The sequence below is a fragment of the Roseateles sp. genome (assembly GCF_019237615.1).
In the GTDB taxonomy this organism is placed as follows: Bacteria; Pseudomonadota; Gammaproteobacteria; order Burkholderiales; family Burkholderiaceae_C; genus Pelomonas.
Genome location: NZ_JAFAGT010000093.1, coordinates 44,517 through 58,434, shown reverse-complemented (window position 1 = coordinate 58,434; position 13,918 = coordinate 44,517). Strand labels below are relative to the sequence as shown.

The 13,918-nt window shown below is 65.8% G+C and carries 10 protein-coding genes; 7 read left to right on the top strand and 3 right to left on the bottom strand.

Annotated elements, in window-relative coordinates; translation table 11 throughout:
* Window positions 1-214 precede the first annotated feature (214 nt).
* The 3 genes from JOY88_RS19660 to JOY88_RS19650 all read left to right on the top strand — a co-directional run bounded on the left by JOY88_RS19660 (window position 215) and on the right by JOY88_RS19650 (window position 4,676).
* Window positions 215-1,681 carry a peptide MFS transporter gene (locus tag JOY88_RS19660; RefSeq protein WP_293504336.1) on the top strand — a complete coding sequence of 489 codons (1,467 nt, stop codon included), beginning with the start codon at window positions 215-217 and terminating at the stop codon, window positions 1,679-1,681.
* Window positions 1,682-2,054: 373 nt separating this feature from the next.
* Window positions 2,055-3,620 (top strand): putative Ig domain-containing protein, encoded by a 1,566-nt coding sequence (locus JOY88_RS19655; protein ID WP_293504335.1) that lies wholly within the window; start codon window positions 2,055-2,057, stop codon window positions 3,618-3,620.
* A gap of 171 nt (window positions 3,621-3,791) precedes the next feature.
* Window positions 3,792-4,676, top strand: coding sequence for a hypothetical protein (locus JOY88_RS19650; RefSeq protein WP_293504334.1), 885 nt, complete (start codon window positions 3,792-3,794; stop codon window positions 4,674-4,676).
* A 104-nt stretch (window positions 4,677-4,780) separates the two neighbouring features.
* On the opposite strand, the gene JOY88_RS19645 is transcribed toward JOY88_RS19650, so the two are convergent.
* The 3 genes from JOY88_RS19645 to JOY88_RS19635 are packed head-to-tail and all read right to left on the bottom strand — an operon-like array spanning window position 4,781 to window position 8,288.
* Window positions 4,781-6,148, bottom strand: coding sequence for an MFS transporter (locus tag JOY88_RS19645; protein ID WP_293504333.1), 1,368 nt, complete (start codon window positions 6,146-6,148; stop codon window positions 4,781-4,783).
* Between the two features lie 32 nt (window positions 6,149-6,180).
* Complete coding sequence (locus JOY88_RS19640; protein ID WP_293504332.1) at window positions 6,181-7,245, bottom strand: Gfo/Idh/MocA family protein; 1,065 nt, start codon at window positions 7,243-7,245, stop codon at window positions 6,181-6,183.
* Entirely contained in the window at window positions 7,242-8,288 is a 1,047-nt protein-coding gene (locus JOY88_RS19635) for a Gfo/Idh/MocA family protein (RefSeq protein ID WP_293504331.1), read from the bottom strand. The genes JOY88_RS19640 and JOY88_RS19635 overlap by 4 nt, the downstream gene beginning before the upstream one ends.
* Before the next feature lie 184 nt (window positions 8,289-8,472).
* Here JOY88_RS19635 and JOY88_RS19630 point away from each other — a divergent pair, with 184 nt between their 5' ends.
* The 4 genes from JOY88_RS19630 (at window position 8,473) to JOY88_RS19615 (ending at window position 13,866) form a co-directional block, all read left to right on the top strand.
* On the top strand, window positions 8,473-9,495 hold the full coding sequence (locus JOY88_RS19630; protein ID WP_293504330.1) for a sugar phosphate isomerase/epimerase family protein: 1,023 nt from the start codon (window positions 8,473-8,475) through the stop codon (window positions 9,493-9,495).
* A gap of 76 nt (window positions 9,496-9,571) precedes the next feature.
* Window positions 9,572-11,917, top strand: a complete 2,346-nt coding sequence (locus tag JOY88_RS19625; RefSeq protein ID WP_293504329.1) for a 3-keto-alpha-glucoside-1,2-lyase-like domain-containing protein — start codon at window positions 9,572-9,574, stop codon at window positions 11,915-11,917.
* On the top strand, window positions 11,918-12,955 hold the full coding sequence (locus tag JOY88_RS19620) for a VOC family protein (RefSeq protein ID WP_293504328.1): 1,038 nt from the start codon (window positions 11,918-11,920) through the stop codon (window positions 12,953-12,955). It abuts the gene before it with no gap.
* A 26-nt stretch (window positions 12,956-12,981) separates the two neighbouring features.
* On the top strand, window positions 12,982-13,866 hold the full coding sequence (locus JOY88_RS19615; RefSeq protein ID WP_293504327.1) for a sugar phosphate isomerase/epimerase family protein: 885 nt from the start codon (window positions 12,982-12,984) through the stop codon (window positions 13,864-13,866).
* The last annotated feature ends 52 nt before the right edge of the window (window positions 13,867-13,918 follow it).

Below are 13,918 nucleotides of genomic sequence, written 5' to 3'. Positions count from 1 at the left end.
GCATCTCGCTCCCGGCCCCGGTTGAACTGGAACCAACGACAGGCGGACCGACGACCGGCGCGACCGACGACCGGCGCGTCCCCCTCGATGTGCCTTCATCTGCCGGGTCAGCGCGCCGGGCGGCGGTTCGCTTCGGTGCACTGATGTTCCCGCCACCCGCTTCCCCTCGGCTACAGTGAGCGGACTCCCCGCAAGCGACCCCAAGGAGTCCGCATTGTCATCCACCCGAAGCAGGCTGGCCCTGGTGCGCGAAGGCACGGGCGCGCTGTTCTTCATCCAGACCTTCGCCACCCTCGGCTTCGCGGTGCTGTACTCGACGCTGGTCCTGTACGCGACCAAGCACCTCCAGTTCTCGACCAAGCAGGCGACGGCCATCATGGGGGTGTTCGGCGCGTTCAACTACGGGCTGCACCTGTTCGGTGGCTACCTGGGCGGCCGTTGCCTGAGCAACCGCAACCTCTTCGTCGGCGGCATGGTGCTGCAGGTGCTGGGCTGCGGCGCCATTGCCGGCGGCAGCCTCGCCGGGCTGTACTGGGGCCTGGCGCTGTTCCTGACCGGCAGCGGCCTCAACGTGACCTGCCTGAACATGATGCTGACGCAGCGCTTCACCCCCGAGGACGACCGCCGCGAGGCCGCCTTCCTGTGGAACTACGCCGGCATGAACGTGGGCTTCTTCATCGGCTTCACCGTGGCCGGGCACTACCAGCTGGACGAGCTCTACAGCGCCATCTTCTGGTTCGCGACGCTTGGCAACGCCGGGGCCATCATGCTGGCGCTGGTGTTCTGGCGCACGCTGGCGGACCGCGACACACCGCTGTCGCAGCGCCGTGGCGCCAGCTTCTGGAGCCGCTTCGCCGTCGGCATCGCGGTGCTCGTCGGCCTGGTGCCGCTGCTGGCCTGGCTGCTGCGGCACCCCGGCGACACGGCCGTCGGCATGAAGGGCCTGTGCGCGGCCGTCGGCGTGGCACTGCTGGTCATGACGATGCGCCACCCGGTGCCGGCCGAGAAGCGCCGCATGCAGGCCTACCTCGTGCTGATGCTGGGCTCGCTGGTGTTCTGGTCGCTCTACCAGATGGCGCCCAACGGCCTGCAGATGTATGCGGTGGGCAATGTCTGGATGAACGTCTGGGGCGTGCCCGTCGCGCCGCAGTGGGTGCAGAACATCAACACCGTCTGCATCGTCATCGGCGGCCCCTGGCTGGCGGCCATGTTCGCGCGCTGGCGCGCCAGGGGGTGGCCGGTGGACATCCCGATGCAGTTCTCGGCATCCCTCGTGCTGATGGGCCTGGGCTTTCTCGCACTGCCGCTGGGCATCCATCTCGCCGACCCGGCCTCAGGCCGCGCGGACTTTTCCTGGCTGTTCCTGAGCTATGTGCTGCAGAGCGTCGGCGAGCTGCTGATCTCGCCGGTGGGCTACGCCATGATCGGGCGGCTGGCACCCAGGCAGTACCAGGGCGTCATGATGGGCAGCTGGATGCTGGTTACCGGGCTGGCCTCGCTGTTCGCCGGCGACTTCTCCGGCGTCGTCGCGCAGCCAGTGGACGGCTCGCCGCTGACGACCAATGCGGCCTATGCGACGCTGTTCACGCAGTTGGCGGTGGGGAGCCTCGCCACCGGCGTGGTGCTGTTGGCACTGCGGCCGAAGCTGAGGCAGCTGATCGACGGCGTCACTGCTGCCTGACGCTCGCGCTCGACGGGCGACTGAAAGCGGCATCGCAAGACGCGCCGAGTTTCAGACTCATGGCGCGTCTTCACGGCATGCCCGGTTTTGCAGGGTAGTCACCCATTCGTTGTCTGACCCGACCAGGCCGGTCCGGCCGTCTTGAGAAGCCGACTGGCGAATAGGTGTCACGACCGTTTCAGGCGCGCCATCGTTGTACGACGTCCGCCAAGGACACCACCCAGCGCTGAAACTTCGAAGCAAGGCTGCCGCTGCCGATCGGGCATAACGTATGTTGTCTGATGTCTGTTTACTTTATATGATCCAAAGAAGCCCTGGCCGCTTAGAGCAAGGCTGCGCCCCACCCTTTGAATCACATAACAGGAAGAGACAAATGAGCAATCAGCGCTTCAGCCGGCAATCCACACTGCGGTGCGGCTTGCTGGCCATGGTTTTGGTGGCAACCACGCTGGGCGGCTGCGGTGGCGGCGCAGACCCGACCGTACCGCCCCCCGTGCCCACCACCGTTGTCACCTCGGCCACCGTCGTGGCGAACTCGGCTGTGGCCCCGTTTACGCCCGTCACGGTGAGCGTCGGCGGCATGCAACCCTTCAGCTACAGCGTGAGCCCGGCCCTGCCTGCCGGCCTGAGCATGGCCAGCAGCACCGGCGCGATCAGCGGGACACCTACCGCGGCGCAGGCGCAGACCACTTACACGGTCAGCGTGACCGATTCGCTGAAGCTGTCTGGCAGCAGCACGTTCACGTTGACCATCACGCCCGCCGTGTCGGCCAGTACGGCAGTGGCTTCCGTCACCGCCACGACCAACGTTGCAGTCACGCCCTTCACACCGGTCACGGCCGCCAACGGCACCGCGCCCTACACCTACAAGGTGAGTCCTGCGCTGCCCGCGGGCTTGACGCTAAATGCCAGCACGGGAGTCATCAGCGGCTCGGCGCTGCAAGGCACGCCGCAAACGACGTACACCATCACGGTCACTGATGCGAAGGCGGGCACCGCCAGCAGCACCTTCACGTTGTCGGTGATCGCCCCCGTCACGCCACTTGTCGTTTCCGTCAATTCTTCTGCCCCCACGACGCTGCCCAAGGGCGTGCCGGTCCCGCCGTTCACACCGGTGGCCGGCTCCGGCGGCACGACGCCGCTGTCCTATGCCGTCTCGCCAGCCCTGCCGGCGGGACTGGTCATGAACAGCTCCACCGGCGTCGTCAGCGGCACACCAACGGCCGACGCGGCGACGCGGACCTACACCGTGACGGTGACCGACGCAGCCGCCAAGACAGCCAGTGCCAGCTTCAGCCTGACGGTGCAAACCGGCCAGTTGGCGGCTACAGCAGTCGTACCGATGGTCTCGGTCAGCCCAAATGCGGCGCTGACTTCCGTCGTTCCGGTGATGGCCTCCGGCGGCACGGCGCCCTATGCCTACGCCTTGAGCAGCCCGACGCTGGCCTTGTCCCTGACGGGCCTGAACTACGACGCGGCCACCGGCTTTCTCAGCGGCACGACGGGGCCCGTCGTGGCATCGGCCAAGTACACGGTGGCGGTCACGGACGGGGCTGCGGCAACCGTCAGCAGTCAATTCCAGCTGACGAGCCTGCCCGTCGGCTATCTGCTGTTCGGGGGCCTGACTTGGTCGGCGCCGGATTCCACCAAGACCTACACGCACGTCGACGCGGAAGCTCTTTGCGCCGGCACCGTGAACGGCACGACGGGCTGGCGCCTGCCAAGCGTTGCCGAGGCTCAGGCGATGCTGAGTGCGCAGGCCGCCATCGCCACCAGCAACGGCTTTCTGAAGGGTGTGGGCTGGCCGGTCAGCAGCTCCTTCTACTGGGCCTCGGACATCGGCTCGGGAACGAACAACTACTACAACGTGAACTTCGGTACAAACACGCCACGCTCGGCCGTCGGGACGAATCTGTACTACGTGACCTGCGTGAAGTGAGCAGCAGGGCATAGGACGGCAAAAGGGAAAGCGGCGCAGCCCATTTTCCCGCTGGATGTTTCCCGATCGCGGGCAGAAGCAGTTCTGCCCGCGTGTCGTTGTACCAACTGATCCGGTAGGGGTTGCAATATCCTGCAACCGACACCGCGCATCCCTCAAACGAGGAGTTCAATGAAGATCGCCACCGGGTTGCTGCTGTCCTCCGTACTGAGCAGCACATACGCGCAGCAGCCGCCTCCGCCATCGCAACCGGTCGTTGCGCTAATGGCCGCTGTGGGTGACCGCATAGAGGTCGTGCGCCAGCGACAGCAGGTCGGCAGCCATCTCGAGCCCTTCACGCGCAGGGTGCTCCAAGTGCAGGGGCAAGCCCTCAACGTTGCAGCACTGCGCGGTCTTGAGAAGGCGATGGCAGAGGAGGAGCCGCAGGACCGCCTCGTGCTGCTGCGCTGGAACATGCCGGCGACCCTGACCGAGCGCATGGAGTCCACACGCGGTGCGGACCGGCAGGCGCTGGTGCTGGACGAGGTGCTGGGGCATCTGCGGCGTATGCCGGAGCGCGCTGAGTGGGATCGGATCGAGCTGCTGGTACCGGCGTATACCTACGCGCCGGTCACAGGCATGGGCACGAAGCTGTCAGGCGTCGGTGTCTATGTCCAGCCACTGGCCAGCCAGAGCGCGGAAATCTCCGGCATGGGCGACACCATCACGCTCAGCGACACTGACGGCGACTACCGCACGATCAACCCCAACACCGGTGAGCGGGGCAATTCCTCGGTCTACGTGGCACCGTTCATGTACTTCGAGCGCTTCAGCTATGACGCCAAGACCTTGCAGTTGGTCAAGCGGCAGCGATTTTTCTCCAACACCAAGTACGCCGATCCGATGTCTGCCGCCTTGGATGTGGCCCAGCAGATGTCCAAGGAGCAACTGATGGGCAAACTGATGGAGACGATCGAGCGATCGGCCTACAAGTCGGTCCGCCAGGGGCAGGGCGAGGTCACGGTCACGCAGCCGAAGCCGCTGCCGGCGGCCAGCGCAGCGGCGGCCTCCCAATGATCGCCCCGGTGGCGTGAGCATCCACGCCATGCCAGGCGGGCGCAAACGATGGCGGCGAAAAATGGCGGCCATGGGCCGCCATCTGTTCTTCGGCTTCGAAGGGTTCAGTCGCTCGGTAGCGGCTTGTCCTTGGTCTCCGGCAGGAAGGGCAGCACCACGAGGCCAATCAACAGCACGACGCTGACGGTGACGCCGGCGGTGCGGAAGCCTTCGATATTGCCGCCCAGGCTGCGGGTGACCTGGCCGATCGTGAACGGCGCCGTCGCCGCGACCAGGCGGCCGAAGTTGTAGCAGAAGCTGGTGCCGGTGCTGCGCAGGCTGGTCGGGAACAACTCCGGCAAGTAGATGGCATACACGGCGAACACGGAGTACTGACCGAAGCCCATCAGCGGCAGCATCCAGTAGATCTGATCGATCTCGCGCAGATACTGGAACACCATCACGGTGCTCAGGAAGGACAGCGACAGCGCGAGGGCGAAGGCTTTCTTGCGACCCGCGAACTGGGCGAACTTGGCCAGCGCCAGCATGCCGCAGAAGCCGCCGAGGTTCTGCAGCAGCAACCCCACCCCACTCCAGTACGACTTCTCGCTGGCGATCTGCTCGGCGCCCAGCCCGGCGCCTGCGAGGTGGGCGTCGATGATGGAGCGGATGATCTTCGGGTGGAAGTTGCCGATGCCCCAGAGGCCGATGATGCCGGCGCTGCACAGCACCAGGCCGAGCCAGGCATGGCGGCGCCAGGTCGGATGACCGAGCAGGTTGCGGTAGGAGCCGAACTGGACACCCTTACGCGCGCCCTCCGCCTTGGCATCCACCCACTTCTGCGGCTCCTTCATGCGCAGAAAAACGGGCACCAGGAACAGCGCCGGCAGCGCACCGATCATGAACAGCACCTGCCAAGTCTGCAGGTTCAGCGGCAGCAGGCCACGCAGCGCGAGTGCGCCGATGCCGATCCCGGTGAGGCCGGCCGCGATGTTGCCGACCGAGGACAGCGACTGCAGCATCCCGAGCGCCGGCGCGCGGCTGCGGTCCGGCACCGTGTCAGAAACCAGCGCGACCGCCAGGCCGAACACGCCGCCCACGCCGACGCCCGTCAGCAGCCGGTACAGGCAGAAGTCCCAGAAGCCGGTCGAGAACGCCGACAGACCGGTGCAGACCGCATACAGCAGGATCGCGACCGTCAGCATCTTGACGCGCCCGAAGCGGTCGCCCAGGGCGCCCAGGGTCAGGCCGCCGATCGCCCAGCCGACCAGGAACACCGAGGTGGTGTAGGGCGCGTACTCAGTCGCCAGCGCCTTGCCGATCAGGTGCTCGATGGCGCCGTCGCGCGCCAGGTTGAAGATCTGCTGATCGAAGCAGTCGATCAGCCAGGACAGCGATGCGACCGCAAAGATCAGCCATTGGTTGCGGTCCAGCAACCTCCACCACGGGGCTTCGGCCATGCGGCCCTGCGGTATTGCGTTCTCAGATGCCATGCGTTTGTCTCCGTGTCGTTATGGGTATGCACTTATCGGCCGGACAGCTGGACCGGCAGCCCGGTTCGCGCCGACTCGTACAGCGCGCACACCAGGGCCACGGTGTTGCGCGCTTCTTCAACGGGTGTGGGCAAGGGCACGCCGCTGCGGATGGCGTCCGCCATCTCGACGATCTGGCGCTGGTGGCCGTCGAAGTTGATCTGGTCGGGAGCTCCTGCCCCCGAGGCGGCTTGCTGCTGTGCTGCTCGGGCGCGAATCGCCTCGTCATCGGGCTGCTCGTTGGCGAAGTCCCAACGCACGATGCGGTCGTCCTCTAAGGCGATCGAGCCGAACTCGCCACAAAGCTCGATGCGCCGCTCCCAGCCCGGAAAGGCGGCCGTGGTGGCCTCCAGCACGCCGAGCGCGCCCGAAGGGAAGCGGAAGCTCGCGCATGCGGTGTCCTCGGCCTCGATGCCTTGGTGCACGACACGTGTCGTGCGGCCATGGACCTCGGTGGGCATGCCCGCGAACCAGTGGAGCAGATTGACCGCGTGAATGGCCTGGTTCATGACCGCACCGCCGCCGTCCAGCGCCAGCGTGCCTTTCCAGCCACGGTAGTACTCGGGCTTGCGATGCCATTTGACATAGGCGCTGGCCAGGCTCAATCGGCCCAGCCGGCCGCTGTCGAGGGTCTGCTTAACCAGGCGCGCACCGGCACCGTAGCGAGCCTGAAAGATCGCCGAGAGCTGGACACCGCGCGCACGTGCGGCTGCGATCAGTTCGTCTGCACGTTGCACCGTGATCTCGATCGGCTTTTCGATGATCACGTGCTTGCCCGCCGCTATCGCCTTCAGGGCGGGCTCGAGGTGGGCGCCGCTCGGCGTGGCGATGCACACCACCTGGACATCGGGCCGTGCCAACAGGGCATCGATGTCGGTGGCGTGGAAGGGCACGTCGTGCTTGGCCGCAAAAGACCGCACGCTTTCGGCGTCCAGTCCGGTGACGCCGGCAAGATGCAGGTGATGCGCTTCGGAAGCTGCGCGAATGGCGCGGGCGTGGTAGGCGGCGATCATGCCGACTCCGACGATGCCGAAGCCGATGGGGGCTGCGTTGCTCATTGCTGGGCGCCGTTGTGATCGATGCGTTGGGCAGTGGCCTGCGCCAGCAACGCCAGCTCGCAGACCTTGAAGCAATGCTCCTGGCGCATCGCGGTTTCGGTACGGGCCGCGATGTCGTGCCTCAGGGCGCCGTAGTAGGGCAGCGGCTCCTGCGAGCAGTCGATGTACTGCGTGCCCTCTTGGTTCACCAGGAACAGGTGATCCTTTGCCGGGCGCCCGGCAATGTCGATGTACTTGCGCAGCTCGATGTAGCCATCCCTGCCGAGGATGGTCAGCCGTCCATCGCCCCAGGTCGCCAGGCCGTCGGGCGTGAACCAGTCGACCCTGATGTAGCCGCTGGCGCTGCCGTGGGACAGGACGATCTCGCCGAAGTCCTGCAGGCCGGGATCTTCGGGATGGCCGATGTTGCCGCAGCGGGCCATCTCGATCTTGGCATCGTTGGCGCCGGTGAAGTGCAGGAACTGATCAATCTGATGGGACGCAATGTCGGTCAGGATGCCGCCGTAGGCTGCGGAGTCGAAGAACCAGGCAGGACGCAGGTGGCGGTTGAGGCGGTGCGGCCCGAGGCCGACCGTTTGCAGCACACGCCCGATCGCGCCCGCGCGAACCAGCTCCGTGGCCTTAGTCACGGCGCGCACCTCAAAACGCTCGGTGAAGTTGACAGAGAAGATACGGCCGGTCTCGCGCTGGACGGCACGCACCTGGTCGAGCTGCGCCAGCGAGATCACGCCGGGCTTGTCGGCCATGAAGTCCTTGCCATGGCGCATGGCCTCGAGCGCGTGCTCGGCGCGATCCCGGGGGATCGCGGCGCAGGTGATCAGGCCGATGCTGGGATCTTCCAGCAACTGTCGCCGATCGGCCACCTTGGGAATGCCAGGGAAGCGCTCCTGGAAGCCGGATTCGGTGACCGCACCTGGCGCCGTCCAATAGCCGACGCACTCGGCGCCGGTATCGAGCAGGCCACGCACTTGGTCATAGCTGTGTCGATGATCGATGCCGACCACACCGAAGCGCAGAGGCGGCAGAGAAGAGAGATGACCCATGATCGAGCGCGATGTCGCTATAGTTGTATGTCATCATATAAGAAGGGCATTGCCCACGCAAGCCGACACACCCGTCACTGAGAAGTGGCCGTAAAGATGCGTAATCAGCCCGCCCCCCGGCTTGCGTGCCCATTTGCTTATTTGTACGATGACCGACAACAATCAAACCCATAGGAGACCTGACATGTTCGAAGCATCTCGTCGCAACCTGCTGAAAACGGCGACCCTCACGCCGCTGGGCTCGCTGGCCGCCAGCGTCGGGCTAGGCAGTCTGCTGGCCTCACAGACCGCGGCGGCGGCCATCACACCCGTCAAACGGGTGGGCGGTCCCTCCATCAAGTTCTCCTGCAATGCCTACTCGTTCGCCCGAATGCTGGGTGGACAGGCCAAGGGCAAGGGCAGCTTCTCGCTATTCGATCTCGCCGACTTCTGCGCCAAGGTGAACTTCGACGCCTTCGACGCCACCGGCTACTACTTCCCTGGCTATGAGAAGGATGGCGTCGGCGTCCCCACGGACCAATACATCTACGAACTGAAGCGTCACGCCTTCAATCTGGGCCTGGGCATCAGCGGCACCGGCGTCGGCAACAATTTCACTACCGCCGACAAGGCGGGCCGGGCCCGCGACGTGCAGCGCATCAAGGCCTGGGTCGAAGTCGCGCACAAGCTGGGCGCACCGGTGCTGCGCGTGTTCGCGGACACGCAGATGCGAGCTGAGACTTGGCAGTCCGTGTCCAAGGGCGCCACGCGCGACCAGGTCGAGGAATGGATCGCCAACGACATCCGCGAGTGCGCCAATCACGCGGCCAAGTTCGGCGTCTTCATCGGCGTCCAGAACCATGGCGATTTCCTGAAGACCGCGGACGACCAGATCAGCCTGATCAAGCGGGTCGACTCGCCCTGGTGTGGCGCCATCGTCGACACCGGCTACTACCGCGCACCGGATCCGTACGCCGAAATGGTCAAGGCCGCACCCTATGCCGTCAACTGGCAGATCAAGCAGAGCCCGAACGGCGTGGAGAACGAGAAGACCCACCCCATCGACATCAAGCGCCTGATGAAGATCGTGCTCGACTCCGGCTACCGGGGCTATCTGCCGATCGAGACCTTGTCGCAGCGCGGCGGCTCTGAACCGTACGAACCACTCAAGCTGGTGCCTGCCTTCCTGCAGGAACTGCGTGCCGAGCTGGCGCGCCAGACCGCCTGACGCCCTATTGCCGTCGCGGGCCGGATGAGCCCGCGGTGGCGTGTCGACCACGATTTCAAATTCTCAAGGAGCTTTCGTGCAACTGAAGTCCTCAAGGGTCTCGCGGGCCCTCGTGCTGTGCGCTGCGCTGGTCGCGGCCTGCGGCGTCATCGCCGCGGTCGAGGAGCCCATCGACTCGCGTTTCGTCCGTGCCCAGGCCGACCCCTTCCGGGGCGACTACCAAGGCAGCGGCGGGCTGGTGGCCCAGGTTTACCCCACAGACGGCGGCAAGTACCGCGCCAACATCCTGACCGCTTTCGACCAGCCGGACGCCAAGGCGGTTGTGGCGCTGCTCGGCACCCGGTCCGACCAGACCCTGTCCCTCAACGGCGACGGCTGGAGCGGCGTGATCGCCAACGGCAAGCTGACGCTGAAAGGGCCGAACCAACAGGCCGAACTGCAGCATGTGACACGCGTGTCGCCGACCATGGGGGCCAAGCCGCCGCCGGGCGCCGTGATCCTCTTCGATGGCCGCAACCTGGACGCCCTCGCGACCAAGGATGGCAAGGATTGGCTGAAAGAGGCGCCCGGCCCCGCGAACGCCAAGATCGTCGATGGCGCCCTGGAAGTCATTCCCGGCTCGGGCGGTGGGCTGATCTCGCGCAAGCAGTTCGGCGACGCGCGCATCCACGTGGAGTTCCGCACCCTGGGCGCACCCAGCAACAGCGGTGTGTTCATCCAGGCGCGCTACGAGGCGGACATCAACGAGACCTACGGCAAGCTCGAAGGCAGCCTGAACGGCAATCTCGGCAATTGCACGCCACCCGAAACGCTGCCGCGCGTGCGCCCGACGCGTCCGGTTCTCGAATGGAACACCTACGACATCGACTTCCATGCCCCGCGCTTCAATGCCGCTGGCCAGAAGATAGAAGATGCCTGGGTCACTCTGTATCTGAACGGCGTCAAGCTCTATGACCGCCAGGTCGTGCGGCCGATCAAGGGCGCCGCCGAGCGGCTGGGCGAGGCGCCTAAGGGGCCGCTGTACCTGCAGGAGCATGGCATGCCCGTCCAGTTCCGCAACGTCTGGGTGGAAGAAAAGGAGATGCCCGGCACCGGCCAAGGGGCGGAGGCCTTCCAGGAGCCCAAGAAGAAGGGCAAGAAGCAGAAGGACGACGACAAGGCTGAGCAGGCGGCACCGGCCGAGAAGGCCGACGAGGCCGGGAAGACCGAAAAGTCTGACAAGCCGGCTCGCAAGGGCGGGGCGAAGGGAGGCAAGGAATCCAAGGCACCCCAGGGCCTGATCCCCGGCGGCAAGGTCGTCGAGGTGGCGCCCGCCAACACCAGCGGCCCCTTCGTGCACCCGGGCGTCATCGTCAACCGCGGGCAGCTCGATGAAATCAAGCGCCGCGTCGCAGCCGGCATCGAGCCCCAGAAGACGGCGTTCGCTGCGCTGCGGGCACACCGGCTGGGTGCGCTCGACTACGCGCCGAGCCCCGTGCCCACCGTCGAATGTGGCCCGTATTCGAAGCCGGACATCGGCTGCAAGGCCGAGCAGGCGGACAGCGAAGCCGCCTATGCGCAGGCGCTGCTGTGGTACGTCACCGGCAACAAGGCCTATGCCGAGAACGCCATCAAGATCATGAACGCGTGGGCCAACACGCTGACCGGCGGCCACACCAACGCCAACGGTCCGGTGCAGGCGGCTTGGACCGGCGCAGTCTGGCCACGGGCCGCCGAGATCATCCGCGCGTCCTACCCCGGCTGGTCGGCGGCCGAGGTGGGCAAGTTCCAGGCACTGCTGAGGACGCAGTACGTTCCCATCCTGTTGCAAGGCAGTGGCGAGAACGGCAACAAGGAACTGGCGCAGAGCGAGGCCTTGATCAACATCGGCGTCTTCAACGACGACCGCGCGACCTTCAACGCGGGCCTGGACATGTGGCGCGGGCGCACCCCGGCGACGATCTATCTGACAAGCGACGGCGCGGCCCCGCTGCAGCCGCCAAGGTGGGGCCCGGCCATCTGGGGCAACAAGGGCTTCATCCCGAAGCTGGTGGACGGCCTGCAGCAGGAGACGGCCCGCGATTCCGGCCATGCGGCTCTGGCACTGGCGGCGATGGCCGGTGCGGCAGAGACGGCCCTCCAGCAAGGCGTCGATCTCTATGGCGAGCAGGCCAAGCGCCTTGTCGCCGCGTTGGAGTTCAATGCCCAGTACCTGCCGCCGAACAACACGCCGCCCCCGGAGCATCTGGAATTCAATCTGCACCCGACTTGGGAAATGGCCTACAACCATTACCACGATCGCCTGGGCCTGCCGTTGCCTCTGATGGGCAAGGTGCTGCAAGGATCGCGTCCCACCGGCGTCAATCACATGATGAACTGGGAAACGCTGACCCACGCCGGGATGGGAAATATCGGGCTACCTCCGCGCCCCGCCAAACCCTGATTGATTCACGAGGACGGCCGACAGCCGTCCTTTTTTCTTGAGGTCACACAAATCATGAAACTGCTTTCCAAGCTGTTGGCCCAGCTGACGCTCGCATGCGGCGCGCTGGTCGTCTCCCTACCCGCTTGTGCCCAGAGCGGTGACGCTGCACCGCGGCGACCGAAGATCACCGGCATCTCACATGTGGCCTTCCACGTCTCCGACCTGGCAAAGGCGCAGCATTTCTGGCGCGACCAACTGGGCTTCGAGCAGTACTTCAGCCTGCCCAAGAAGGACGGCAGCGGGACTCGCATCGCCTTCTTCAAGGTGAACGACCGACAGCATGTCGAGCTGTTCAACGAGCCTTCGCCGCGTACGCCGAACATGCTGGCGCATGTCTGCTTCTCCACCGATGACATCGAAGGCATGCGCGCCTACCTGCGCTCGCAAGACGTTCCGGTGGCCGACAGCACCGGCAGCAAGACCAGGGCCGGTGACTATGCGTTCATGGTCAAGGATCCGGACGGGATGCTGGTGGAGTTCGTGCAGACCCTGCCGGATGGTGTTGAGGCCAAGGCGGCCGGCAAGTTCGCGCCGCCCAGCCGCGTGTCGTCGCAGATCTATCACGTCGGCTTCACGGTGGGCAACAGCAAGAAGTCCATGGACTTCTACGGCCGCATCCTCGGCTTCCAGGAAACCTGGCGCGGCGGCTCCAACCCCGATGAGCTGAGCTGGATCAATCTGCGCGTGCCCGACGGCGTGGATTACATCGAGCTGATGCTGTATCGCGCACCACTCAGGCCGGATCAGTACGGCACCAAGAATCATGTCGCGCTCGAAGTGCCCGATGCGGCCGCCGTCGTCGCCACGCTGCAAGGGCGCACGGCATTCTCCGATTACGCCAAGCCATTGGCGGTGCAGGTCGGCCGCAACGGCAAGCGCCAGGTCAACATCTTTGATCCGGACGGCAGCCGCGTCGAAGTGATGGAGCCGCATACCGTGGATGGCAAGCCCGTGCCCTCGTCGAAGGCACCGCCACCCCCCAACGCCTACGAATGAGGATGCGGGCCATGAACCCTGTTTCCGTGTCGCGCCGCCATGCCCTGGGTGCGATCGGCCTGCTGGTCGCAGCCGGGTCGCCGTCACGCGCGCACGCGGCCCTGGCTGACGTGCGCATCGGCTACACAGCCATGACCTGGGGCGAGGATGAGCGCCAGGCCATCGAGGACATCGCAGAGCTCGGCTACAAGGGAGTGCAATTCCGCGCCAGCGTGGTCCAGAACTTCCAGCCGGCCGAACTGCGCGCACTGCTGCAGAAGAAGGGGCTGGCATTCACGGCCCTGTCGAGCGGCGTGGTCGACATCGACGCCAAGCCGGCGGACGAGATCGAGCGTCACCTCGCCAACGCGCGCTTCCTGCAGGCGGCGGGGGGGCAGTATCTGCAGCTGCTCGACAAACTGACGGGCTACGGCCGCCCATTCGACGCGCCAGCCTGCGCGCGCCTGGGGGACTTGCTGACCCGGATCGGCAAGGCCTGCACTCCCCTCGGCGTCACGGTCGCTTATCACAACCACCTCAATACCTTGAGCGAGTCGCCGGCAGGGCTGGAGGCTGTGCTCGCAGCGAGCGACCCGCGCTACGTCAAGTTCGAGCTCGACACGGCTCACGCGCTGGCCGGCGGGGCCGACCCCGCCCAACTGGTGGATCGTTATCAGGAGCGTTTGGCCTTCCTGCACCTGAAGGACTTGCGCGACCTGACCGGTGACCCCAAGGCGAAGTACCCCTTCCAGTTTGTCGAACTCGGCCGTGGCCGCGTCGACCTCGCCGCCATCTTTGCGGCGCTAGACAAGGTCGGCTTCAAGGGCTGGGCCGTCATCGAACTCGACCGCGTGCCCGACAAGGGCGGCCATCCCAAGCAGTCGGCCGCCATCAGCAAGGCCTTTCTGCAAGCGCACGGCATCGCGGTCTGAGCGGTCCTGAACGGCGGCGGGCGTTTCGCCCGTCGCCGTGCTTTTGCTGCCG

Excerpts from the sequence above, each read along its gene's own strand:
- JOY88_RS19655 (WP_293504335.1), top strand. The coding sequence starts at position 2,055 with ATGAGCAATCAGCGCTTCAGCCGGCAATCCACACTGCGGTGCGGCTTG.
- JOY88_RS19650 (WP_293504334.1), top strand. The coding sequence starts at position 3,792 with ATGAAGATCGCCACCGGGTTGCTGCTGTCCTCCGTACTGAGCAGCACA.
- JOY88_RS19645 (WP_293504333.1), bottom strand. The coding sequence starts at position 6,148 with ATGGCATCTGAGAACGCAATACCGCAGGGCCGCATGGCCGAAGCCCCG.
- JOY88_RS19640 (WP_293504332.1), bottom strand. The coding sequence starts at position 7,245 with ATGAGCAACGCAGCCCCCATCGGCTTCGGCATCGTCGGAGTCGGCATG.
- JOY88_RS19635 (WP_293504331.1), bottom strand. The coding sequence starts at position 8,288 with ATGGGTCATCTCTCTTCTCTGCCGCCTCTGCGCTTCGGTGTGGTCGGC.
- JOY88_RS19630 (WP_293504330.1), top strand. The coding sequence starts at position 8,473 with ATGTTCGAAGCATCTCGTCGCAACCTGCTGAAAACGGCGACCCTCACG.